This window comes from Buchnera aphidicola (Hyperomyzus lactucae) (assembly GCF_005081705.1).
Taxonomy (GTDB): Bacteria; Pseudomonadota; Gammaproteobacteria; order Enterobacterales; family Enterobacteriaceae; genus Buchnera; species Buchnera aphidicola_Y.
The window spans coordinates 311,884-333,693 of sequence record NZ_CP034876.1; the positions used below are offsets into that span (position 1 = coordinate 311,884).

A 21,810-nucleotide genomic window follows, 5' to 3' on the forward strand; every position below is an offset into this window, starting at 1 on the left:
ATTATGGAGAATAACATTCTCGTACTTTTTCAGTAATTAGTCTAATAAATTTAGGACTACCAATTAAATTTCCAGTACGGCTATTATTATCTCCATGTCCTCCTGTAAAATCACTAATTAAACACCCAGCTTCTCTCACCTGTAGTTTACCTGCTATAAAATTATTGGGAGCTAAATTAAAATCAAATAAGCAATCGATTTTTCCAGCGGCAACATAAGCTAAATCAAGAACAGTGGAACCAGTACATCTAAAAGAAATTCCATAAAAAGTTAATTTTTTATATATTTCAAAATAGAATAAAGCTTGATTATGAACATAATTAGGTAAATTAACTGCGACTGTAGTACAATTTAATTTATTAATATTGCTGCATCGAGTTCGATAACCATTTAATTGTGAACCTTGTCCTTTTACCGCTGTAAATAAATCATTTCTTATAGGATCGTATATTACGGAAATTTCTATTTTTCCTTTCACAAGAACAGCAATAGAAATACAAAAATGAGGAAAGTGTTTGATGAAATTATTTCTTCCATCTAATTCATTAATAATCCAAATAGTATTTATTTCATTGTTATTTAATAAAATTTTTTCGTTTTTGTTTAAAATAATATGATTTGGATAAGATTTATAAATAATTTCAGTAATAATTCTATATGTTTTATACATAATTTTATTTATAAATATTTTATTTTTTTCTCTATCTTCATCAATAAATTTTTGTGTGTCATAATTTTGAACAATAGTATTTCCTCCCTTTCGTACCGCACGAATAGCTATATTTAACATTGGATGCATTAAAATCTCCTAGATTCTAAAATTTATTAGAATAATAGCATGATTTAAATATCTTTAATATTCATTAATAATGAAAATATTTTTGATATATATAAATAAAACAATTAAATATTGTATACTACAATATTTAATTAAGTTATATAAAATAATGTATTTCATTTAATTTTTCTATTACATAACATGTTAAATAAAAAAATATTTTATAAATATATATTTAGGGTTTTTAGATGAACAAGAATATTAACATATTAAATATTTCAAAATCTAAAATCAATTTATTAGATTTAAATCGTATAGATTTAAGATCTTTTCTTATTTCTCTAGGGGCAAAGAGTTTTACTGCAGAACAAATTATGAAATGGATTTATAATTATTACTGTGACGATTTTAATAAGATGCTCAATATTAGTATAAGAATAAGAAACAGATTACATGAAACAGCTTGCATATTCGCATCAAAATTTATAGAAGAAAAAGTATCTTGTGATGGTACAATAAAATGGATTACTGCAATTAATAATCAAAAAATAGAGACAGTTTATATACCGGAAGAAAAACGTTCTACACTTTGTATCTCTTCACAAATTGGATGTGCTTTAAAATGTAATTTTTGTGCTACTGGAAAACAGGGTTTTAATAGAAATTTAACAGTTTCTGAAATTATTTCTCAAATTTGGAGAGCAAATAAAATTTTAAAACAAAAAAAAATGAAAAAATGTATTACTAATATAGTTTTTATGGGCATGGGGGAACCTTTATTAAACTTAAAAAATGTTATTTCTGCATTAAAAATAATTTTAGATAAACATGGTTTTAGTTTATCCAAAAGACGTATCACTATATCTACATCGGGAGTAGTACCAGGATTAGATAAACTAAGAATTAGCATGATTGATGTATGTTTAGCTATTTCTTTACATGCTCCTAGTGATTGCATTAGAGACTGTATCATGCCAATTAATAAAAAATATAATATTGCATCTATTTTAAATTCAGCTTTAAAATATCTACAATATTCTAATGCTAATCGAGGTAGAATAACAATAGAGTACGTCATGTTAGATGGAATAAATGATTCTAATAAAAATGCTGAACAATTAGCTCAATTATTACATTATATACCTAGTAAAATTAATTTAATTCCTTGGAATCATTTTATAGGTGCTTCTTTTCAATGTAGTGATATTAACAGAATTAATATTTTTGCAAATATTTTAAGGAATAAAGGATTTACAACAGTTATTAGAAAAAATAGAGGAGAAGATATTAATGCTGCATGTGGACAGTTAACAGGTACTATAATAAATCGTATTAAAAAAACACTTATTAATTTATAATATAATTTATTTATTACATTTTGATTGTATAAAATATATAAACAACATTTTATGAAAACATATAAAAATATTAATAGAAGACAATCTGATCGTATTTATGTCGGGAAAATACCCATTGGGAATAATGCTCCTATTTCAGTTCAATCGATGACTAATACTCGCACGACAAATACTTTACAAACAATTAATCAAATTTTAGAATTACAAAAAGTAGGAGTGGACATTGTTCGTGTCTCTATACCTACATTAAACGCTGCAGAATCGTTTAAAATCATCAAAGAAAAAGTAGAAACACCGTTAATTGCAGATATACATTTTGATTATAGATTAGCTTTAAAAGCTATAAAATATGGAGCAGATTGTTTAAGAATTAACCCAGGTAATATCGGAAACAAAAGAAGAGTATCAGAAATAATTAATGCTGCAAAAGATAAAAACATTCCTATTCGTATTGGTATAAATGCAGGATCATTAGAAAAAGACATATTAAAAAAATATGGCATTCCAACTCCAGAAGCTTTAGTAGAATCAGCAATAAGAAATATTGAATATTTTGATAGTTTAAATTTTAATCAGTTTAAAGTCAGTGTAAAAGCATCTGATGTATTTTTAGCTGTTGAGGCTTATAGAATATTAGGAAAAAAAATTACACAACCTTTACATATTGGTATAACAGAAGCAGGAAGTTTAAGAACTGGAACCGTAAAATCTTCTATAGGAATTTCTGCATTGCTATCAGAAGGTATTGGAGATACTTTACGAGTATCGCTAGCTGCAAATCCAGTTGAAGAAGTAAAAGTAGGATACGATATTTTAAAAGTTTTATGTTTAAGATCAAGAGGAGTTAATTTTATTGCTTGTCCTACTTGTTCTAGACAAGAGTTTGATGTAATTAATACAGTAAATCAATTAGAAAAGAAATTAGAAGATATTTCTACTCCTATAGATGTATCTATTATTGGATGTGTTGTTAATGGTATAGGTGAAGCCAAAGTAGCAACATTAGGATTGACAGGAAGTTATAAAAAAAGTTCATTTTATGAAAATGGAATACGTCAAAAAAATAAATTAAAAAATGAAGAAATAATAGAGCAAATGGAAATTAAAATTCGTAAAAAAGCAAAAGAATTAGATAAATTAAATTATTTAAAAAAATAATATTTAATTACATAAATCTTGCTTATTTTATATTAAATATAAGAGAAAATTGTGAACAAAGAAATTAAATCTATTAGAGGTATGCATGATTATTTTCCAAAAGACTTAAAAATATGGAATCACATAGAAACTATTTTAAAAGAAGTATTAACTAGTTATTGTTATTTAGAAATCAGATTGCCTTTATTAGAAAAAACAGAAATCTTTAAAAGAGCTATCGGTCATGTTACTGATGTAGTAGAAAAAGAGATGTATTCTTTTAACGATCGAAAAGGTAACAGTTTAACTTTACGGCCAGAAGGTACTGTAGGTTGTGTAAGAGCTATAATACAAAATCATTCTCTGCATAAAAAAAATAATAGATTTTGGTATTTAGGTCCTATGTTTCGATATGAAAGGCCTCAAAAAGGAAGATATCGTCAATTTCATCAATTAGGTGCAGAAGTATTTGGATTAGATAGAGAAGATATTGATTTAGAAATGATTCTTTTAACCAATCGTTTATGGAAGAGAATGGGTATTGATTCTTATCTAACATTAGAAATTAATTCAATTGGTTCTAAAACAGATCGTTTTCAGTATAAAAAGAAACTAGTTTTATTTCTTGAAAAATATCAAAATTTGTTAGACCAAGATTGTAAAAGACGATTGTATACAAATCCTTTAAGAATTTTAGATACTAAAAATATAGAAATACAAAAAATTTTAGAAAAAGCACCGTTACTTACTGAGTATATCAATCTTTCTTCACATAATCATTTTAAAAATTTATGCAGTATGATTAGTTCTTATGGAATACAATATAAGCATAATAAAAAATTAGTACGAGGACTAGACTATTATAATAACACTGTATTTGAATGGAAAAGCAATAAAATAGGTTCAAAAGATGCCATTTGTGCAGGTGGAAGATATGATTCTTTAATTGAAGAAATGGGGGGTCCAAAAACACCTGCTATAGGATTTGCCATCGGAATAGAACGTTTAGTTTTACTTATACAATCATTAAAAATTTTTTCAGAAAATATACAAGATATTGATATTTATATTATTTTTATAGGGGAACATAATAAATGTCATGCTTTAAATTTATCTGAAGAAATAAGAAATTTACACCCTAGATTAAAAATCTTTATTAATTTTTTTGATCAAAATCTTAAAAAAAAAATAAAAAATGCGATTAATTCTTCAGCTAGAATTGCTATTCTAATAGGTGATAATGAAATAGAAAAAGAATGTTTTTTAGTTAAAGATTTAAAAAAAGAAAAAGAGTTTTATCTTTCAAAAACACAACTAATAGTACAAGTTAAAGACTTTTTTTAAATAAATTTTTTCATTTTTTTTGTGTAATTAAAATTTTAGGTAAAATATGTTTAATAATAAAATAGATTTTTCTCTATATGATCCAGAATTATGGAATGCTATAGAACAAGAAAAAATAAGACAAGAACATCACATTGAATTAATTGCTTCAGAAAACTATACAAGTCGTTATGTTATGTATACACAAGGTTCTCAATTAACGAATAAATATGCAGAAGGTTATCCTGGAAAACGCTATTATGGTGGTTGTAAATATATAGATATTATAGAAGAATTAGCTATTAGTCGAGCAAAGAAATTATTTAATGCAGACTATGCCAATGTACAGCCTCATTCTGGTTCTCAAGCTAATTTTGCAGTTTATACAGCATTATTAAATCCTGGTGATACAATATTAGGAATGAAATTATCACATGGAGGACATTTAACTCATGGATCTTCTGTGAATTTCTCAGGAAAAATATATAATGTGATTTCATATGGAGTAGATCAAAAAGGTGAAATCAATTATGAAGAATTATTATTTTTAACTAAAAAGTATAAACCAAAAATGATTATTGGTGGTTTTTCAGCATATTCTGGAATTTGTGATTGGAAAAAAATGCGTGAAATTGCAGATACAGTCAGTGCCTACTTTATTGTTGATATAGCTCATATAGCTGGTTTAGTAGCAGCTCAAATTTATCCAAATCCAATAAATTATGCACATGTTGTTACTAGCACGACTCATAAGACATTAGCAGGACCTCGGGGTGGACTTATTATCGCTAAAAATGGAAGTGAAGACTTATATAAAAAACTTAACATGTCAGTTTTTCCTGGAGCACAAGGAGGACCTTTGATGCATGTAATAGCTGGAAAAGCTATTGCATTTAAAGAAGCGTTAGAGCCAAAATTTAAACAATATCAAAAGCAAATAGTAAAAAACTCAAAAATTATGGCTCAAAATTTTTCTAAAAGAGGATATACAATAATATCAGGAGGAACTAATAATCACTTGTTTTTAATTGATTTAACTAATAAAAAAATAACAGGAAAAGATGCAGATATTACTTTAAGCAAAGCCAATATAACTATTAATAAAAATACTATACCTAATGATCCGAAAAGTCCTTTTATTACTTCAGGTATACGCATTGGTACACCTGCAGTTACTAGAAGAGGGTTTAAAGAAACAGAAGTCACTGAAGTATCCAATTGGATATCTAGTATATTAGACGATATAAATGATGATAAAAATATTGTTAATATTAAAAGTAAAGTATTAGAAATGTGTTTAAAATACCCAGTTTATATTTAATTAAAATATATTCATCTTTGTTAATGATTATATTAATAGTGATACAAAAATAGTTTTAATAGAATTAATTTTTATTTTTTTCATTTAAGGTAATTTTATTTTGATACTTTGGAAATTAATTTTCTTTGTATCTTCTAAATAAGGGATTATTCCTAATAATGGAGCTTTAATATAACTTAACAAAGTTTGAATATAACATAAATTATATTTATCTTTTGGATAAATGTTGTTAGCAATCCAACCTCCACATTTTACTTGTTCTGCAATAATAGCTTTTTCTGTTAAAATAGCATGATTGATACAGCCTAATTTAATTGCAACAATAATAATAACAGTTAATTTTTCTTGTTTTACCCAATCTGAAAAAGTATCTTTATAAGATAATGGTGTATACCATCCACCAGCACCTTCTACTATAATCCAGTTGCTTTTTTTAACAATATTTTTTAGACCAAAAGACAAATGTTCTTTTTTAATAATATTTTCTTGAAATTGACTTAAAATATGAGGAGGAGCATTTTCAATAAATGAAATTGGATTGATTTCTCTATAACTCAATTTAATAGAACTATTTCTCCTAAGAAGGATCGCATCATTATTTAAAAATTTATAAGATTTTTTTTCACATCCAGAAGATACAGGTTTATATCCTATTGTTTTATAGCCAGCTTGAGTTGCTTTTTTTAATAGAATACTACTTGCAATAGTTTTTCCTATATTGGTATCAGTTCCAGTAATAAAAAACTTTTTAATCATGATAAAAAAACTTTTTTGTTAACAATGATATTCATATTCAATATACCTCCGAATTGAGTAACTCGATATAAATTATTATATTTATTTAATACAATAATATTGTAACATTGAGTTACTCTTAAAAGAGAAAATATTATTATGATTCATAAGAATTATCTAATTTTTTTACAAAATATTACACTGATAGAAAAAATATGCAATATTAAATTTAATTACATAATATAAATTTTCTTGAAAAATTAAGAAGATTTTTATGTATTATGATATTGCACCATTATAATACTGATCTTTGTTAATTTTGAACGGTTTAATAAAAAAATTATATTTTTTTTCTTCTGATATCGTTTTCTTTTTATACTCAGGATGTAAATTTAACTGTTTTAATAATTTTAAGTCCTGTTTTTCTTCTGGATTATCTGCAGTGAGTAATTTACACCCGTAAAAAATTGAATTTGCTCCCGCCATAAAACACATTGCTTGAGTTTGATCATTCATTTTTTGACGTCCAGCAGACAGTCTAATATAAGATTTTGGCATCATAATACGAGCTGCTGCAATAACACGAATAAAATCAAAAGGTTCTACATTTTCATTATTTTCCATTGGTGTTCCTGGAATTTTAACCAACATATTAATAGGTACACTTTCTGGTGGAATAGGTAAATTAGATAATTCCATTAACAATTCCATACGGTCTTGTATTTTTTCTCCTAAACCCATAATTCCGCCAGAACAAATTTTCATCCCAGCATTACGTACTTTATCTAAAGTATTAAGTCTTTCTTTATACGTGCGAGTGGTAATAATACTGCTGTAAAAATTAGCTGATGTATCTAAATTATGATTATAAAAATCTAAACCTGCGTTTGCTAATTTTTTTGCTTGTTCATTGCTTAGTGTACCTAAAGTCATGCAAGTTTCCATTCCCATAGATTTTATTTCTTTGATAATTTTTTCTAAATAAGGCATATCTTTATCTTTGGGGTTTTTCCACGCAGCACCCATGCAAAATCGACTAGAACCTGAGGTTTTTGCTTTTTTTGCAGCATTAAGAACTTGTTCTATTTCTAACAAAGGTTCTTTTTTTAAGTTTGTTTTATATCTTGCGCTTTGTGGACAATATTTACAATCTTCTGGACAAGCTCCTGTTTTTATAGATAGTAATGTACTTATTTGTATTGTATTGGGATCAAAGTGTTTTCTATGTTCTTTTTGAGCTTGAAACATAAGATCAAAAAATGGTTTTTTAAAAAGCAATTTTATTTCTTCTAGAGTCCATTTTTTTTTCATATTTATCTCCTAAAAAATTATGATTTTATTTTAGTAAAGGTTTATACTGAATTATGTAATATTTTATATATAAATAATTATGAGTCAATCTGATACATGTTTTGATTATAAACATATTTGGCATCCTTATTCATCTATGACTAACCCCGTTCCTTCTTTTTCCGTTATATCTGCTAAAGGGGTATATTTAAAATTACAAAACGGAAAAAATATTATAGATGGTATGTCTTCATGGTGGTCTGTAATACATGGATATAATCATCCTATTTTAAATAAAGCTTTAAAAAAACAAATTAAGAAAATGTCTCATGTAATGTTTGGAGGAATTACACATCCTCCAGCAATTAAACTATGTAAAAAATTGATTGCATTAACACCAAAAAAATTAGATTGTATTTTTCTTTCTGATTCCGGTTCTGTTGCTGTTGAAGTAGCAATGAAAATGTTAATACAATACTGGCAATCTTTAGGTCAAAAAAGAAGATTATTCTTAACAATTAGAAATGGATATCATGGTGATACTTTTGCTGCTATGTCAGTATCTGATCCTGATAATTCTATGCATAAACTCTATAATAATTTATTACCGATAAACTTGTTTGCAAATGCTCCAATTTCTTCTTTTAATGAAAGTTGGAATACCAGTGATATTATATCTTTTCAAGAAAAAATAGAAGAAAATTCATTGAAAATAGCAGGAGTCATTTTAGAACCTATAGTACAAGGTGTAGGAGGTATGAATTTTTATCATCCTACATATTTAAAAAAAATAAAAATTTTATGTGATCGTTATTGCATACCATTAATTTTTGATGAAATTGCAACTGGTTTTGGTCGTACTGGGAAATTCTTTGCTTTTGAACATGCTGATGTAGTTCCAGATATACTATGTTTAGGAAAAGCTATGACTGGTGGCACAATAACTTTAGCTGCCACTTTGACTTCAAGACATATTGCTAATACTATAAGTAAAAGTAAAATAGGTTGTTTTATGCATGGCCCAACTTATATGGGTAATCCATTAGCATGTGCTGTTGCTAATGCTAATATAAAAATATTAAACACTAATCAATGGAAAATACAAGTATCTAATATTGAAGCACAACTTGTTAAACATTTACTACCATTAATGAATCATCCCTATGTAGTAAACGTGCGTATATTAGGTGCTATTGGTGTAGTAGAATGTTCTCGTTTAGTTAATATGTTTTTAATACAAAAATTTTTTGTTAAACATGGTGTCTGGATAAGACCATTCAAAAGATTAATTTATATTGTACCACCTTATATAATTCATTCTCATGCATTAAAAAAGCTTATTGACGTAATCGAAAAAGCTTTAAATAATAGAAAATTATTCATATAAATATTATTATAATTTATGTATAACTATCCAGATAGGTCTTTCACCAGTATTGTATGTATTATTCTTTTTTAGTTCTCCATTTTTTTCGGAAATATTATATATAACTAATTTATTAGATTTTTCACCGGCTACTATTAAATATTGGTTGTTAAAATCAATATGAAAGGATCGAGGTTGCTTTTCTGTTTGATAACTTTTATAAAATACAATTTTTTTGTTATTTTGATTAATATGAAATAATGAAATAGTATTAAAAAATCGATCAGAAGCATATAAAAAACGTCCACAAGATGTTATATGAATATCGGAAGACCAATACTTTTCGGTACATTGATTGTTTAAAATATTAACATTTTGTATTTTTTGTACTCGTGTTATATTGTTTATTTTATATATTTTCCATACATCTATAGTTCCATTTAATTCGTTTATAGTATAAATAAAATCTTGATTAGGATGGAAAACAATATGACGTGGTCCGGATTTTGCTTGAGTGTGTAATAATTTTTGTTCAGTGTTTTTTAATATCCCAAAATCTGTTAAATAATACAAATAAATACGATCTTCTTTGAGGGACATAACAAATAGTACATTGTACTTATAATTTATTTTTGCAGCATGACAACCTTCTATATTATAGATAATTTGTATGGGATCTTGAGGAATGCCATACTTATTTAATGGACTTACACTAATGCAATTTCCATGATACGAACTGCAAAATAAAAATTTTTTATTGTAGTTTGAAGAAATATAATTTGGTTTCCCTGGAATAGAACTTTCGTTTTTCTTTTCAAGAAAACCATTTTTATCTATAAAATATGTAAAAATTTTGTTATCAGGACTAATTCCAGCATATAATAAATTCTTATTTTTAATAATTTTTATAGGTTGAACTTGACCTTCTGTATTAGTTTTTTGTATTAAATTCATCTCTCCATTTTGATGTAAATTCCAAACTTCAATGTTTTTACTCTCAGAGTTTGCAATATAAACAACTTGTCTCATGCTAATTCCTTTGATATTTATTAATGATATTTACATATTCTGTTTTAAATTTTTTAGTAAATCTATGATCCACTGAAGGCGCATAAAATCATTTTTTGTATTAATAGTAAATTTTATTTTTGTCGAACTCTCCATTTTCCAAACTTTTGGTTCTTCTGAAAAAATTTTAAGTAAATATTGTATATTAATAGAATTATTATGATTAAATTCTATAAAACCTGTATTTTTACTAGATTGAATATATTTAACACCAATTTCATATGCTATTAATCGAATTTTAGCTATGATAATTAAATTTTTAGAAAAATCAGGTAAAGGTCCAAATTCCTTAATTAATTGATATTCTATTTCTTCTATTTTTTTTTCATTTTCAGCACTAGATATTTTTTTATAAAAAAACAGTCTTGTATTAACATCTATAATATAATCTTCAGGTAATAAAGAGGATACATCTAATTTAATGTCTAATGGTTTATCTAACAATTTATTAATAGATAAATTTTTTCCTTTTTTTAGTAAAGTAATAGCATTACGTAATAATTTCATATATAAAGAAAGACCTATGTTTTTTATGTGTCCACTTTGTTCTTTTCCTAACAATGAACCTACCCCGCGAATTTCAAGATCTTGATTTGACAAAGAAAAACCACCTCCAAAGTTATTAATTGATGAAATTGCTTCAAGTCTTTTTTTTGCATCCGGAGTAATTTTTTTAAAATTGTTAACAATAAATAAAGCATATGCTTGATGATTTGATCTACCAATACGACCACGTAATTGATGAAGTTGAGATAATCCAAAATGATCAGCATTTTCAATGATAATTGTATTTGCTCTAGGTATGTCAAGACCACTTTCAATAATAGTAGTACAAATTAAAACATGAAATTTATTGTTATAAAAGTCATTCATTACTGTTTTTAAATCAATATCATTCATTTGTCCATGACCTATTTTGATCTTAGCTTCAGGAATTAATACTGATAATTTTTCAGCAATACTAATGATATTTTTAACTTTGTTATATATATAATAAACTTGTCCGCCTCTTGATATTTCATGTAAGATTGTTTTTCTTATTAATAAAGGATTATATTCTTGAATAAATGTTTTAATTGCTAATCTTTGAGCCGGAGGTTTTTCTATAATAGATAAATCTTTTATCCCAGTTATAGCCATATTTAAAGTACGAGGTATAGGTGTTGCTGTTAAAGTTAATATGTCAATATTAGAATATATTTTTTTAATGTTCTCTTTATGATTAACACCAAATTTGTGTTCTTCATCAATAATTAACAACCCAAGATCATACCATTCTATTGTCTTGAATAACAGCTTGTGAGTTCCTATTAAAATATCAATTTGACCGTTCTTGGTATTTTTAAAAATTAAATTTTGTTCTTTTTGGTTTTGAAATCTAGATAATATATAAATATTAACAGGCCAATTAGAAAAACGTATTTTAAAATTTTCATAGTGTTGTTTAGCTAATAAAGTAGTAGGTACTAAAATCGCTACTTGTTTATTATTAGATACAGATAAAAAAGAAGCTCTCATTGCAATTTCTGTTTTTCCGAAACCTACATCACCACAAATTAAACGATCCATAGGAATAGATTTAGACATGTCTCTTAATACAGATTGCATTACTTGATTTTGATCTTGTGTGATTTGAAATGAACAATCATTACAAAACATGTGATATTTTTCTTTATTTTCTTTAAAAGAAAATCCTTTTTTAGAAGCCCTTCTTGCATAAATATCTAATAATTTAGCTGCATGATCGTATACGGTTTTGCTAATTTTTTGTTTTTCTTTACTCCATTCCTCACCCCCTAGCTTATGTAAAGGAGCATGTTCCATCGATTTCTTAGTATAGGATGAAACAAGATACAAATATGAAACTGGTACATATAATTTATCTCCTTCTGCATATAAAATGATTAAATATTCAGATTTTATACTAGCAGTTTTTATAGTAGTCAATCCTTGATATCTTCCAATTCCATGTTCAATATGAACAATTGGTTGGTTGAAAATAAATTCAGATAAATTATCTTTTTTAAAAATTGCATTGCTTTTTTTAATATTAGAAAGATATATACGATTAATTAATAATGGTAATAAATCTTGCGTACAAATAAATAAAATATTATTTTTCTTATCTATAAATCCTTTTTTAAGTTCTTTTATCATGTAAAAATAATCATATTTTTCATCTATTTCAATAATTTTTTTGATATATTGAGGATCAATATTATTTTTAATTAAAAATTGTAAAATATTTTTTAAAGTTTCATCTTTTGTTAAAGAAAAGATTATTTTTCCTGAAAAAAAATATAAAAAAGATGATAATTTATTATTTTTTTTTGGATTTTTAATTTTTTCAAATAAAGTTAATAATTTTTGATATTTGAAATCAATAATTTTTTTATTTTCTGTTATTTTCATAGAAGCATATTTTTTGAAAGAAAGTAATAAAATTTATTTTTAATTAATTTTTTCTACTTACAGTGTAATATTAAAATATTTTAAACTTTATTTTATTAAAATCTTTATATATTTTAGATTAAATTCTATTTTTTATTTTTTTAAAAAATAAATATAATTTGCATAAATAAAAAATTTCTTTATGATTAATAATATTTTTTAGAGTTATTTTATATTTATATATTCAAATATCATCGATCATATAATACTTGTTTGTAAAATGAACAAAGTAACAATTTATTTATAAAAATTACTCTAATGCATTATTAATGTAATATATTTATTTCATGATATTTATTTTTTCAAGTCATCAGATAAAAATATATTAGTAATATATTTTTATAATTCAAAAAAAAATTAAGAGTATTATGAAATAAGTTGTATTTACTAAAATTAAATGAGTGAAGATTTTAAATCTTATAAGTTTAAATTTTTTATAATTATTTGAAATAACATTTAATTTTACTAAATATTTATTATTTTTTATAAAATTTTTTCTATGTTAAGATAATATCACAATGTATCAGCCTATATCTTTTTTTATTGGTTTTCGTTATTTATGGAACACTCATTTACCAAAATTTAAAAAAATTATTACTATTTTATCTATTATAGGTATCAGTATTAGTACAACTACACTTATTATTATAATATCTATAATCAATGGATCTGAAGAAAATTTTAAAAAAAATATTCTATCTTTTCTTCCACATTTGATTATCACTAATCACAATAAATATATTAATAAAATAGAATTTCCTAAAGATATTTTAAAATTAAATAATTTTGAAAAATTTTCTGATTTTATTAGTAAAGAAGTTGTTGTAAAAAGCAAAAATGAAATAACTATGGCGGAAGTAATTGGTGTTGATATTACTAATTATGATAATGTAATTAACTATAATATTAAAGATATTTTAGAAAAATTAAAACCAGGAAAAAACAACATAATTATAGGAAGAGAATTAGCTAAAAAAATAAATGTTAATATTGGTGATAAAATTCAATTGATTCTTTTATCGAATAAAATAAATTCTTTTTCAGGAAACATTTTTAATCAACGTATATTTAAAATCATTAGTACATTTTCAACTCAAAACGAAGTTGATTATTATCAAATTTTGATGAATAAAAAAGATTGTTTAAATTTTTTAGATTTTTCAAAAAATTATATTACTGGTTGGAGAGTCTGGTTAAAAGATCCATTACTTTTAGATTTTGATAAAATAAAAAATTCATCTAATCAGTTAGTTTTATTAGATTGGACGTTACAAAAGGGTGAACTGTTTAAAGCAGTAAAAATTGAAAAATATATTATGCTGTTTTTGTTTTTTTTGATTTTATTAATATCTAGTTTACATATATTTATAACTCTTACTGTATATACGATAGAAAAAAAAAATACTATTGCTATTTTAAAGACACAAGGATTGTTGAATTGGAAAATCATATTAATATTTGTTATTATAGGTTCTAGTACAGCTATTATTGGAAATATCTTAGGTACAATTATTAGTATTACACTAATTATTCAAAATGATTTTTTAAAATATCTTATTCATATTTTTTTTAAAGAAATTGATATTTCAATAGTAATTGTACCATTTCAAATTTTTTTCATTAATATGATATCTATATTATTGACTATTTTATCGACATTATATCCATCCTGGAATATCATCCGACTAAAACCAGCTAAGATTTTATCCAATGAATAATATTATAGAGTGTATAAATTTAACGAAATCTTATCAAGATGGAGACTCATGTTTCAATATTTTAAACAAGATATCATTTGAATTAAAAACAGGAGAAATAGCTGCGATTATAGGAAAATCAGGTTCGGGTAAAACAACTTTACTACATTTACTTGCGGGATTAGACAACCCTACTTCTGGTAGTGTATTATTTAACGGTAAATTATTTACTTCTATGTCATCTAATAAGATGGCAACATTTAGAAATACAAAATTAGGTTTTATTTATCAATTTCATCATTTACTACTAGATTTTAATGTGATAGAAAATGTTGCAATACCCCTTTTAATTAACAATAAAAGCAAAAAAGAATCTGAAGAAATTTCGTATGAAATATTAAAAAAAGTTAATTTAGAAGAAAAAATAAAAAAGTATCCATGTGAATTATCTGGAGGCGAAAGACAACGTGTTGCTATTGCTCGCGCACTTGTAAATAAACCTGTTTTAATAATAGCGGATGAACCTACCGGTCATTTAGATCAATATAATACAAAAATTATTTTAAATTTAATATTTCAATTAAATGCTGATTTTAATACTTCTTTTTTAATTGTGACACATGATCCTTTTCTAATAAAAAAAATATCTGTTTTATTCAAAATAAAAAATGGTCAACTATTCAGTTATAAAAATTAATAATAAAAGAAATATTCAATGAATTTTTTACCTTTTTTAATCGCGGAAAGATTATATCTTAAAAAAAATAAAAACTATACGCTATTTTTGATTTCGATTTTATCTAAAATAGGAATATCTGTTAGTGTATTTGTATTAATTATAAGTTTTAGTGCGTTTAATGGGTTTCAAATATTATTAAATCAAAAAATTTTATCAGGTTTACCACATGGTGTTATTCAATTAACGGATCAATCATTATTAAAATGGCAAGATATAATAAAAAAATTAAAATTTTTTCCAGAAATTACTTACGCTGAACCTTATATTTTAACAAACGGACTATTATTAATAAACAATAAAACTAAACTGATTGAAATTAAAAGCTTTAGTAATATAAAAAATTTCAAAAAAAAATTTTCATTGCAATATAAAAAAAATGATTTTTTCAACAAAAATAATACTCATGAAATTATTCTTTCATCTTATTTAGCAAAATATTTATCAATTAAAAAGGGTAGTTCAATTAATTTAATTATTTTAAATAAAAATGAAAAGCATTTTGCTTTTCATTTAAGATATTTTCCTTTAAAGGTTACAGATGTTTTCGAATCACATGGAATGTTAGATTCAAATATAGGATATGTTCCTTTTAATTTTTTTAAAAAACATCTTGCTATCAATAATGCTGTTAATTCGATAGAATTAAATACATCTAATCCTTTAAATGCAAATCAAATTATCATAAATGTAGCAAAGAAAATAAAGACCCCTCTTTTGATATATACTTGGATTAACAGTTATAAAAACATATATGAAGACGTTAAAAAAATCAAAGCAATTATATATATAGCACTTTTATTATTAGTGATAATTTCATCTTTTAGTATTGCGTCTATATCTTTAATGACTATTTCAAAAAAAACACAAGAAATTGCTATTCTGCGTAGCATAGGTGCTAATAATTTTCTTGTTCAAGTAATTTTTTTATATTATGGTCTGCGTTCTATAATTATAGGTAGCTTGATTGGGTTGTGTATAGGAATAATAACAATATTAAATTTTAAAAGTATATTGTATTTTTTAGAAAAGTGCTTTAAACAAAACATATTATTAGATAATATCTATTATAATAACTTTTTATTATTAAAGTTAAACACATTAGATGTGATTATTATATTTACAAGTACTATAATAGTAGGAATTATAACAAACTGGTATCCAGCATATTACGCTTCACAAATTAATCCAAGTGTAATACTAAAAGAATATTAATAATATTTTTTAAAAAAGAACTTTTAAAAAATTTATTAACATAATATATGAAAAATAAGATAAATGTCTTATTAAAATATTTTTTAAACGGTGGAAATATGACGATTAAAGTAGGCATTAATGGATTTGGTCGCATTGGGCGCGTATTATTCCGACTAGCTCAAAAACGTACTGATATTGAAATCATAGCTATCAATGACTTATTAAGTCCTGAATATATAGCTTATATGCTAAAATATGATTCTACGCACGGATTGTTTAAAAACAACATTGAAGTTAATAAAGAAAATATTATTGTTAATGGAAAAAAAATTCGTATTACTGCAATAAAAGATCCTGAAAAATTAATGTGGAATGATTTATCTATTGATGTAGTAATTGAATCAACAGGGCTTTTTTTAACAAAAGAAACAGCTTATAAACATATTTTAGCGGGATCTAAAAAAGTTGTAATAACAGGTCCTTCAAAAGATAATATTCCTATGTTTGTACGAGGTGCTAATTTTGATAAATACAAAGGAGAAAATATCGTATCTAATGCATCTTGTACTACTAATTGTTTAGCTCCTTTATCTAAAATAATCGATGATAATTTTGGTATTATTGAAGGTTTAATGACAACTGTTCATGCCAGTACAGCAACTCAAAAAATTGTCGATGGAGCATCTCATAAAGATTGGAGAGGTGGTAGAGGAGCACTACAAAACATTATTCCATCATCTACTGGAGCAGCTATTGCTGTAGGTAAAGTGTTACCAAAATTAGATGGTAAACTAACTGGAATTGCATTTCGAGTACCTATATCAAATGTATCTGTAGTAGATTTAACAGTTCGTTATAAAAAATCTGCTACATATAAAGAAATATGTCAAATTATTAAAGAAGCGTCTCAAAAAGAAATGAAAGGAGTCATGGGATATACAGAGGATGAAGTTGTTTCCACAGATTTTAATGGTCAAGAGTTAACGTCTATATTTGATGCTAAAGCAGGTTTATCATTAAATAAAAACTTTGTAAAATTGATTTCTTGGTATGATAATGAAACAGGTTATTCTAGTAAGGTTCTTGATTTAGTATCTTTAGTATCCAAAAAACAGATATAAATAAAAAAGAATAGAAATTTTAAAAATATATTTTTTAAAAAAATAATGTTTTATATTGCATATATATAATAATATATTTTATTTTTTTTGTATATAGCAGTATTAAGTTTATACCTAATACTGCTATTATTTTTGAAAAAATATTTTTTAATATTTATACTGAGAATGAACATTATAAAAAAATTTTTATTGTCTTGCCATTCGAATAAGGCAAGGTAAATAAATAGCATTACTTCTCCAGGGATTGATATCAATCCCACCCCGACGTGTATATCTAGCGTATATACTAAGTTTTTTAGGTTTGCAAATAGTTTCAATATCATTAAAAATTCTTTCAATACATTCTTCATGAAATTCATTATAATTACGAAACGAAATTAAATACTTCAACAGTGCGACATGATCGATGGCTTGTCCAGTATATACTATTTGTATTGATGCCCAATCAGGTTGTTGTGTAATAGGACAATTAGATTTGAATAAATTACTATATAAAGATTCTTCTACTACATCTTTTTTTAAATAATTTTCAAGCAATAGTGGATTATATTCATAACATGTAACTTTAATATTTTGATTATCTATACAAAACCCTTGAAATTTTGCTATTTTTTCATTTTTGATTTGATCTAAATCAAATAAATTTATAGATACTTGTCCATCAACACACATACTAAGATCAAATTTTAATATTTTAATAAAGTCTTTAACATTGTTAAATTTTATTTTATTAAAACTATTTATATAAATCTTAAAACTTTTAGATTCGATAATATTTATACTAGTTATATTAATTGCTATTCTAGCAACAGCTATTTGTGGTAATCCATTTTTGTTTAACCAAGACAACTCATATAATGTCCAAATGTCTTGTCCGATAAAAGGTAAATTTATATCATTTATTTTAATTTTTTTGCGATTTTTCTTACGGGGTATACTTTTTAATAAACTAAAATGATCTATTTTAAAACTCATATTTTTTCTTTTTATTTTATTTTATTATTATAAATATAAAAAAATATATACATATTCATGTAATAATATTTTCTATTTTTTCTAAAATACATAAATGTATTTTACAAAATATTTTTTTATAATAATGTGATGTTTAGTTACAGTTAAAATAAGGTAGAATTATTTTAAGCCATTGCTGGATTCTTTCTTCCGTTTTTTCGGCCTGTCGATCTTCGTCTAAAATTAATCCAACAAAATAATCTTTATTTAATAGAGCCTTAGATTGTTCAAAACAATATTCTTTTGTAGACCATCTGCCAACGATATTAGCTTTATTTTTTTTGATAATTTTGTAAATTATACCTACTGCATCACAAAAATATTCACTGTAATCTTCTTGATCACCACATCCAAACAACGCTACATTTTTATTCATAAAATTAATTTTCTTAAGAGTTGGTAGAAAATCATCCCAATCGCATTGCACTTCACCATAATACCAGGTAGGAACTCCTAATATCAAATGATTAAAATTTTCAATATCTTGTTTAGAAGTATTGCTAATATCATATAAAAAAGAAATATCATTGCCTATATATTGTTGAATTAATTTTGCTATCTTTTCTGTGTTTCCAGTATCACTTCCAAAGAAGATACCTATCTTATTCATAGCAGTTCCCTACAATAAAGTGTATTTTTAAAAAAAATAATATACGATTGTGTATATTTCTAATTATTTTATTAAGATGTATATAATATATAAAAAATTATATTAAATAAAATAATAAAAATTTAGTACATGTATACAATACAAAATCATTTTTAATAAAAAATATTGCTGCTCTATTTTTTTATTTTATCTATACTATATAAAAGTATGTTTTATAAATATACAATATTTATTTTTCTAAATTTTTATAATTATTTTTTTAAATTATTAAAATGTTATGATTAGTAGTTAATAAAGAAGTTCTCTATACTTAATAAAAAATAAATTCTAAAAATATTTTTTACTAAAACCATAAAATATATTAGTAAAAATTTTTTATACATTAATATATAAAATATAAAAATTATGAAAAAAAATTTAATCTGGTTTCGTAATGATTTACGTATATATGATAATACAGCTTTACATCAAGCATGTAGATCTAATCAAGATAAAGTGCTAGGTTTATTTATTGATACTCCAATTCAATGGAGTCAACATCACGTATCTAAAAAAAAAATATCGTTTTTTAAGCATCATCTTGTTTTTTTGAAAGAAGAACTATTTAAATTAAATATTATTTTATATTATCATGAATCTACTAATTTTTTAAATTCTATAGAATATTTAATATATTTCTGTCAAAAACATGAAATAAATAATATATTTTATAATTATCAATATGAAATTAATGAACGTAATCGCGATCATTTGGCTAAAAAAAAATTATCTGAAAAAGGTTTTTTTATCAAAGGATTTCATGATAATTTATTAGTTACTACTGAAAAAATAAAAAACACAAAAAATGAAACATATAAAAATTTTTCGTTTTTTAAAAAAAAAATTATAAACAATTTATATGGTAATATACCACAATGTTTTCCTATTCCTTTAAAAAGAAAACCAGATAGAGATCTTTTTCTAAACTATACATCTTTAGAAACGATACCATTGAATTTTAATAAAAATATTTTTCCTATTGGAGAAAAAGAAGCTATAAATCGTTTAAATGATTTTTGTAAATACAAAATTAACGATTATCATTTTAAAAGAAATTTTCCTTTTTTAAATAATACTAGTATGTTATCTCCTTATTTATCCTCAGGAATAATATCATCTCGCCATTGCCTGATGATTCTTTTAAAAATAAAAAAGAATATTCCACAAAATGTATTTTTTACTTCTTCTTGGTTTAATCAAATATTATGGCGTGAATTTTATTATCATTTACTAATTGGTTTCCCAAATATTAGCAAAGGATATCCATTGTTGACATGGGAGAAAAAAATTAATTGGAGTACTAACACTAAGTGTTTTGATGCATGGAAAAAAGGAAATACAGGATTTCCTATAATAGATGCCGGTATGAGACAATTAAATGAATTAGGATGGATGCATAATCGATTAAGAATGATTACAGCGAATTTTTTAATAAAAAATCTCTTAATTAATTGGAGGCAAGGCGAAGAATATTTTATGTCTCGTTTGATTGATGGGGACTTTGCTCTAAATAATGGAGGATGGCAATGGTCAGCATCTATTGGAACTGATCCAGTTCCTTATATAAGAATTTTTAATCCATATCATCAATCAAAAACATTTGATAAAACAGGTTCTTTTATAAAAAAATTTATTCCGGAATTAAAAAATATACCAAATAAGTATATTCATGAACCGCATGAATGGTCAAAACAAAAAAATTTGAAACTAGATTATCCTAAACCCATTGTAGATTATGATAATAGCAGAAAAAAATCTTTATTAATCTTTAATCAAGCACGACTAAATTCAAAAAAAATAAATTGAGAAAATTATGAACAATTTTTTTTTAGAAGATGTTATCAATAAAAAACTATTATCTTATCAATACAATGATATAGTTCCTAATGGCTTGCAAATTGAAGGAATATCAATAGTAAAAAAAATTATTACAGGAGTTACTGCCTGTCAAGATTTATTAGATCAAGCATTACTAAATCATGCTGATGCTATAATAGTTCATCATGGTTATTTTTGGAATAACGAATCAAAATATATACATAATATGCAAAGAAAACGATTACAAACTATACTTTCTCATCAAATCAACTTATATAGCTGGCATTTACCCTTAGATATTCATCCGAAATTAGGTAATAATGCACAAATAGCTAAAAAATTAAATATTTTTATTAAGGGAAATATTGGAATACCTTATGTATTTTGGGGAATTTTAAAAAACAAAATGACAGGGATTGAATTTGCAAAAAAAATAGAAGAAAAATTTAAAAAATATCCTATACATATATCTAAAAATACTCCAGAGTATATTAATCGTATTGCTTGGTGCAGCGGTAGAGGCCAAAGTTTTATTAAACAAGCATATAAATTTGGAATAGATGCTTTTTTAACAGGTGAAATTTCAGAGGAAACTACTCATATTGCAAAAGAATTAGGTATTCATTTTTTTTCTTTAGGACATCATGCTACTGAAAAAGATGGTATTCAGTCTTTAGGTAAATGGTTGTGTAAAAAATATAATTTAGATGTTGATTTTATTGATATTTATAATCCCGCATAATTTTAGAGA

Annotated in this window: 18 protein-coding genes; 11 read left to right on the forward strand and 7 right to left on the reverse strand. The window is 24.3% G+C overall.

Features of this window, described 5'->3' with window-relative positions:
- Position 1: 1 nt before the first annotated feature.
- A complete protein-coding gene (locus D9V68_RS01450) occupies positions 2-799 on the reverse strand; it encodes an inositol monophosphatase family protein (protein WP_158357638.1) in 798 nt (265 codons plus the stop codon).
- A 227-nt stretch (positions 800-1,026) separates the two neighbouring features.
- On the opposite strand from D9V68_RS01450, the gene rlmN reads away from it, so the two are divergent.
- From rlmN to glyA, 4 genes are read left to right on the forward strand one after another with little or no spacing between them, the layout of a single operon-like run.
- Positions 1,027-2,136: a 23S rRNA (adenine(2503)-C(2))-methyltransferase RlmN gene (gene rlmN / locus D9V68_RS01455; protein WP_158357640.1), complete on the forward strand. Its 1,110-nt coding sequence runs from the start codon at positions 1,027-1,029 to the stop codon at positions 2,134-2,136.
- A 51-nt stretch (positions 2,137-2,187) separates the two neighbouring features.
- Positions 2,188-3,294, forward strand: a complete 1,107-nt coding sequence (ispG, locus tag D9V68_RS01460) for a flavodoxin-dependent (E)-4-hydroxy-3-methylbut-2-enyl-diphosphate synthase (protein WP_158357642.1) — start codon at positions 2,188-2,190, stop codon at positions 3,292-3,294.
- Positions 3,295-3,345: 51 nt separating this feature from the next.
- The gene (gene hisS / locus D9V68_RS01465; protein WP_158357644.1) at positions 3,346-4,617 is read left to right on the forward strand and encodes a histidine--tRNA ligase; all 1,272 of its coding nucleotides are present in this window, start codon (positions 3,346-3,348) and stop codon (positions 4,615-4,617) included.
- Positions 4,618-4,663: 46 nt separating this feature from the next.
- Entirely contained in the window at positions 4,664-5,917 is a 1,254-nt protein-coding gene (gene glyA / locus D9V68_RS01470; protein WP_158357646.1) for a serine hydroxymethyltransferase, read from the forward strand.
- A gap of 84 nt (positions 5,918-6,001) precedes the next feature.
- On the opposite strand, the gene bioD is transcribed toward glyA, so the two are convergent.
- Positions 6,002-6,673 carry a dethiobiotin synthase gene (gene bioD, locus D9V68_RS01475; protein ID WP_158357648.1) on the reverse strand — a complete coding sequence of 224 codons (672 nt, stop codon included), beginning with the start codon at positions 6,671-6,673 and terminating at the stop codon, positions 6,002-6,004.
- Positions 6,674-6,931: 258 nt separating this feature from the next.
- A complete protein-coding gene (gene bioB / locus D9V68_RS01480; protein WP_158357650.1) occupies positions 6,932-7,963 on the reverse strand; it encodes a biotin synthase BioB in 1,032 nt (343 codons plus the stop codon).
- A 79-nt stretch (positions 7,964-8,042) separates the two neighbouring features.
- Between bioB and bioA the strand changes: the two genes are divergently transcribed.
- Positions 8,043-9,329, forward strand: coding sequence for an adenosylmethionine--8-amino-7-oxononanoate transaminase (bioA, locus tag D9V68_RS01485; RefSeq protein ID WP_158357652.1), 1,287 nt, complete (start codon positions 8,043-8,045; stop codon positions 9,327-9,329).
- Positions 9,330-9,335: 6 nt separating this feature from the next.
- On the opposite strand, the gene pgl is transcribed toward bioA, so the two are convergent.
- Both pgl and mfd read right to left on the reverse strand, forming a co-directional pair.
- Entirely contained in the window at positions 9,336-10,337 is a 1,002-nt protein-coding gene (gene pgl / locus D9V68_RS01490; protein WP_158357654.1) for a 6-phosphogluconolactonase, read from the reverse strand.
- Between the two features lie 30 nt (positions 10,338-10,367).
- A complete protein-coding gene (gene mfd, locus D9V68_RS01495) occupies positions 10,368-12,788 on the reverse strand; it encodes a transcription-repair coupling factor (protein ID WP_158357656.1) in 2,421 nt (806 codons plus the stop codon).
- A gap of 557 nt (positions 12,789-13,345) precedes the next feature.
- On the opposite strand from mfd, the gene D9V68_RS01500 reads away from it, so the two are divergent.
- From D9V68_RS01500 to gap, 4 genes are all read left to right on the forward strand, one after another.
- Positions 13,346-14,545, forward strand: a complete 1,200-nt coding sequence (locus D9V68_RS01500) for an FtsX-like permease family protein (RefSeq protein ID WP_158357658.1) — start codon at positions 13,346-13,348, stop codon at positions 14,543-14,545.
- Complete coding sequence (gene lolD, locus D9V68_RS01505) at positions 14,538-15,221, forward strand: lipoprotein-releasing ABC transporter ATP-binding protein LolD (protein WP_158357660.1); 684 nt, start codon at positions 14,538-14,540, stop codon at positions 15,219-15,221. Before D9V68_RS01500 ends, lolD begins: the two co-directional genes overlap by 8 nt.
- Positions 15,222-15,239: 18 nt before the next feature.
- Positions 15,240-16,475, forward strand: coding sequence for an FtsX-like permease family protein (locus tag D9V68_RS01510; protein ID WP_158357662.1), 1,236 nt, complete (start codon positions 15,240-15,242; stop codon positions 16,473-16,475).
- A 98-nt stretch (positions 16,476-16,573) separates the two neighbouring features.
- Entirely contained in the window at positions 16,574-17,578 is a 1,005-nt protein-coding gene (gap, locus tag D9V68_RS01515) for a type I glyceraldehyde-3-phosphate dehydrogenase (protein ID WP_158358260.1), read from the forward strand.
- A gap of 186 nt (positions 17,579-17,764) precedes the next feature.
- Here the strand turns inward: gap and queF are convergent, their stop codons facing one another.
- On the reverse strand, positions 17,765-18,553 hold the full coding sequence (queF, locus tag D9V68_RS01520) for an NADPH-dependent 7-cyano-7-deazaguanine reductase QueF (protein WP_158357664.1): 789 nt from the start codon (positions 18,551-18,553) through the stop codon (positions 17,765-17,767).
- 133 nt (positions 18,554-18,686) lie between these two features.
- On the reverse strand, positions 18,687-19,202 hold the full coding sequence (gene fldA, locus D9V68_RS01525) for a flavodoxin FldA (RefSeq protein ID WP_158357666.1): 516 nt from the start codon (positions 19,200-19,202) through the stop codon (positions 18,687-18,689).
- 405 nt (positions 19,203-19,607) lie between these two features.
- Here fldA and phrB point away from each other — a divergent pair, with 405 nt between their 5' ends.
- Both phrB and D9V68_RS01535 read left to right on the forward strand, forming a co-directional pair.
- On the forward strand, positions 19,608-21,047 hold the full coding sequence (phrB, locus tag D9V68_RS01530; protein ID WP_158357667.1) for a deoxyribodipyrimidine photo-lyase: 1,440 nt from the start codon (positions 19,608-19,610) through the stop codon (positions 21,045-21,047).
- A 7-nt stretch (positions 21,048-21,054) separates the two neighbouring features.
- Positions 21,055-21,801, forward strand: coding sequence for a Nif3-like dinuclear metal center hexameric protein (locus D9V68_RS01535; RefSeq protein WP_158357669.1), 747 nt, complete (start codon positions 21,055-21,057; stop codon positions 21,799-21,801).
- The last annotated feature ends 9 nt before the right edge of the window (positions 21,802-21,810 follow it).

Bases quoted from the DNA above. Each gene is read 5' to 3' on its own strand.
- D9V68_RS01450 (WP_158357638.1), bottom strand. From the start codon at position 799: ATGCATCCAATGTTAAATATAGCTATTCGTGCGGTACGAAAGGGAGGA.
- rlmN (WP_158357640.1), top strand. From the start codon at position 1,027: ATGAACAAGAATATTAACATATTAAATATTTCAAAATCTAAAATCAAT.
- ispG (WP_158357642.1), top strand. From the start codon at position 2,188: ATGAAAACATATAAAAATATTAATAGAAGACAATCTGATCGTATTTAT.
- glyA (WP_158357646.1), top strand. From the start codon at position 4,664: ATGTTTAATAATAAAATAGATTTTTCTCTATATGATCCAGAATTATGG.
- bioD (WP_158357648.1), bottom strand. From the start codon at position 6,673: ATGATTAAAAAGTTTTTTATTACTGGAACTGATACCAATATAGGAAAA.
- bioB (WP_158357650.1), bottom strand. From the start codon at position 7,963: ATGAAAAAAAAATGGACTCTAGAAGAAATAAAATTGCTTTTTAAAAAA.
- bioA (WP_158357652.1), top strand. From the start codon at position 8,043: ATGAGTCAATCTGATACATGTTTTGATTATAAACATATTTGGCATCCT.
- pgl (WP_158357654.1), bottom strand. From the start codon at position 10,337: ATGAGACAAGTTGTTTATATTGCAAACTCTGAGAGTAAAAACATTGAA.
- mfd (WP_158357656.1), bottom strand. From the start codon at position 12,788: ATGAAAATAACAGAAAATAAAAAAATTATTGATTTCAAATATCAAAAA.
- D9V68_RS01500 (WP_158357658.1), top strand. From the start codon at position 13,346: ATGTATCAGCCTATATCTTTTTTTATTGGTTTTCGTTATTTATGGAAC.
- lolD (WP_158357660.1), top strand. From the start codon at position 14,538: ATGAATAATATTATAGAGTGTATAAATTTAACGAAATCTTATCAAGAT.
- D9V68_RS01510 (WP_158357662.1), top strand. From the start codon at position 15,240: ATGAATTTTTTACCTTTTTTAATCGCGGAAAGATTATATCTTAAAAAA.
- gap (WP_158358260.1), top strand. From the start codon at position 16,574: ATGACGATTAAAGTAGGCATTAATGGATTTGGTCGCATTGGGCGCGTA.
- queF (WP_158357664.1), bottom strand. From the start codon at position 18,553: ATGAGTTTTAAAATAGATCATTTTAGTTTATTAAAAAGTATACCCCGT.
- fldA (WP_158357666.1), bottom strand. From the start codon at position 19,202: ATGAATAAGATAGGTATCTTCTTTGGAAGTGATACTGGAAACACAGAA.
- phrB (WP_158357667.1), top strand. From the start codon at position 19,608: ATGAAAAAAAATTTAATCTGGTTTCGTAATGATTTACGTATATATGAT.
- D9V68_RS01535 (WP_158357669.1), top strand. From the start codon at position 21,055: ATGAACAATTTTTTTTTAGAAGATGTTATCAATAAAAAACTATTATCT.